3 protein-coding genes and 1 pseudogene are annotated in these 2,112 nt (G+C 52.3%); 3 read left to right on the top strand and 1 reads right to left on the bottom strand.

The annotated features are described in order from the left end of the window. The 3 genes from AC2VLY_RS16350 to pyrC all read left to right on the top strand — a co-directional run. On the top strand, positions 1 to 247 hold a 247-nt coding region (locus AC2VLY_RS16350; RefSeq protein ID WP_486922662.1), incomplete at its 5' end, for a hypothetical protein. 183 nt (positions 248 to 430) lie between these two features. Further along, positions 431 to 598 carry a hypothetical protein gene (locus AC2VLY_RS16345; protein WP_486892332.1) on the top strand — a complete coding sequence of 56 codons (168 nt, stop codon included), beginning with the start codon at positions 431 to 433 and terminating at the stop codon, positions 596 to 598. Between the two features lie 59 nt (positions 599 to 657). After that, on the top strand, positions 658 to 1,692 hold the full coding sequence (gene pyrC / locus AC2VLY_RS16340; RefSeq protein WP_486922661.1) for a dihydroorotase: 1,035 nt from the start codon (positions 658 to 660) through the stop codon (positions 1,690 to 1,692). 47 nt (positions 1,693 to 1,739) lie between these two features. Here the strand turns inward: pyrC and AC2VLY_RS16335 are convergent. Next, positions 1,740 to 2,112 (bottom strand): annotated as a pseudogene (locus AC2VLY_RS16335) (alkene reductase); the annotation flags it as partial.

Raw genomic sequence — 2,112 nt, 5'->3', positions numbered from 1 at the left:
CCTGGCCGGCATTCCAGAAAAGGTGGTCAGCACTGCCAAGGTACGGCTGCAGTTACTTGAAAATTCGAGCTCTGCACGACCAAGCATATTACCCAATCCGGTACCCGCACAAAATCCACCGGCGCAAATTCCCCTATTTGCAGCATCACCCCACCCCGCACTGGAACTCCTGGAGCAAATGGACCCTGACAACACCAGCCCCAGGGAAGCATTGGCCGTTTTATATCAAATGAAAGAGCTGCTATAGGCTTTCCGTAATACAGCATCGCTTGTTAGATGACTCAGTCTATCCCATCATTTTTATGGGTGGCCTATCCGGGGGCTACCCGCCAGCCAATCATCGGCTGATGGACGGACCGTTTTTGTCCATCTGCCGGTAGACTGGCGACCGGTAGTGGTTTGCGAGCAACCACATGGAACGACAATTCGGATGCAGCGCTTTGCAGAAGCCCATAGTCTTTTGTCGCTGATAGGCTGCCTGAATCCTCAGGAAGCTACCACCATTGACCATAGCCTGCAGGTTCACAGCGCTGCAGCAGCCAAAAAAGCCAGGGAAGCCGCCCACCAAAAATCTGAGCGGTCCGCAGTGCCCGATTGAAAAATATCGCGCCAGCAACATATCATCCAGTATGATCTCAACAAGCGGAGGATGATGCTGTGCAAGAACTCACCCTGACTCGTCCCGACGACTGGCATCTGCATCTGCGTGACGGGGCCAATATGGCCTCGGTGCTTCCTGACAGTGCCCGACGTTTTGGTCGGGCCATCGTCATGCCCAACCTGAAACCGCCCGTCACCACGGTGGAACTTGCCACCGCTTATCGTGACCGGATTGTTGCTGCACTAGAGCCGACATCGGAATTTCAACCCCTCATGATCCTTTATCTCACCGATAACACCACCGTGAGTGAAATCGAAAAAGCCAAATGCAGCGGTTTTGTACAGGCAGTGAAATACTATCCGGCGGGCGCAACCACCCACTCGGAAAACGGTGTCACCGACCTCAAACGCGTATACAACGTTCTGGAAGCCATGGAAAAAATGGATCTGCCGCTGCTCCTGCATGGAGAAGTGACCGATCCGGATATTGATATTTTTGATCGGGAAGCCGTATTCATAGAACGCCATCTGCTGCCCCTGACCCGCAATTTTCCGGATCTGCGCATGGTTCTCGAACATATCACCACCCGCACCGCCACCCAATTTGTTGCCGATGCCGGAAAGCAGATAGCGGCCACCATCACCGCTCACCACCTGCTCCTCAATCGCAATGCCCTGTTTGTCGGTGGGGTTCGTCCCCACCATTACTGCCTGCCGATTCTCAAACGGGAAACCCACCGCCAGGCACTGATTCAAGCCGCTACCAGTGGTAATCCCAAATATTTTCTCGGTACGGACAGCGCCCCCCACCCACGTCAGGATAAGGAGTCGGCCTGCGGCTGTGCCGGAATTTACACCGCCCATGCAGCCATTGAACTTTATGCAGAAGTTTTTGAAGCCGCAGGCGCTCTGGACCGGCTGGAAGCCTTTGCCAGTTTTCATGGACCGGATTTCTACCAGCTCCCTCGTAATCAGGGGCACATTACTCTGGAAAAACGGGGTTGGACGGTTCCCGAAAGCTATCCCTGTGGGGTGGACACATTAATTCCTCTCCGGGCCAGAGAGGAAATATTGTGGAAATTGAGAGGATAACTAAAGGAATAATAGGTATTCATCTCGCCCTGTATTATTTACCAAAGCTAGCCTTTGTTATACGCCGGATAGTCGGTATATCCTTTTGGCCCAGTAGAATAAAAAGTGGATTGATCAGGAGCATTCAAGGGATAGCCTGCATGAATCCGATCTGGCAAATCTGGATTTGCCAGGAAGGCGGTCCCAAACGCAATGGCATCAACCATGCCAGAAGTTACAGCTTCTTTGGCTTTTCCTGGCGAGTAACCCATGTTGGCAATCAAAGCTCCACGGTAATATTTCCGCGCTGGAGACAAAATATCCCCTGATTGATGGCCGTAAAAGTCTCCGCGCATTAAATGTAGATAAGCCAAGCCAAAATCATTTAAACGATCAGCAAGCCAGGTCAGCAAGGCCACGGGATTACTATCACGCATATCG

The sequence above is a fragment of the Acidithiobacillus sp. TH-A36 genome (genome assembly GCF_057473445.1).
Note: the sequence above shows the minus strand (reverse complement) of the source record. Positions and strands in the feature narration are given on the sequence as shown.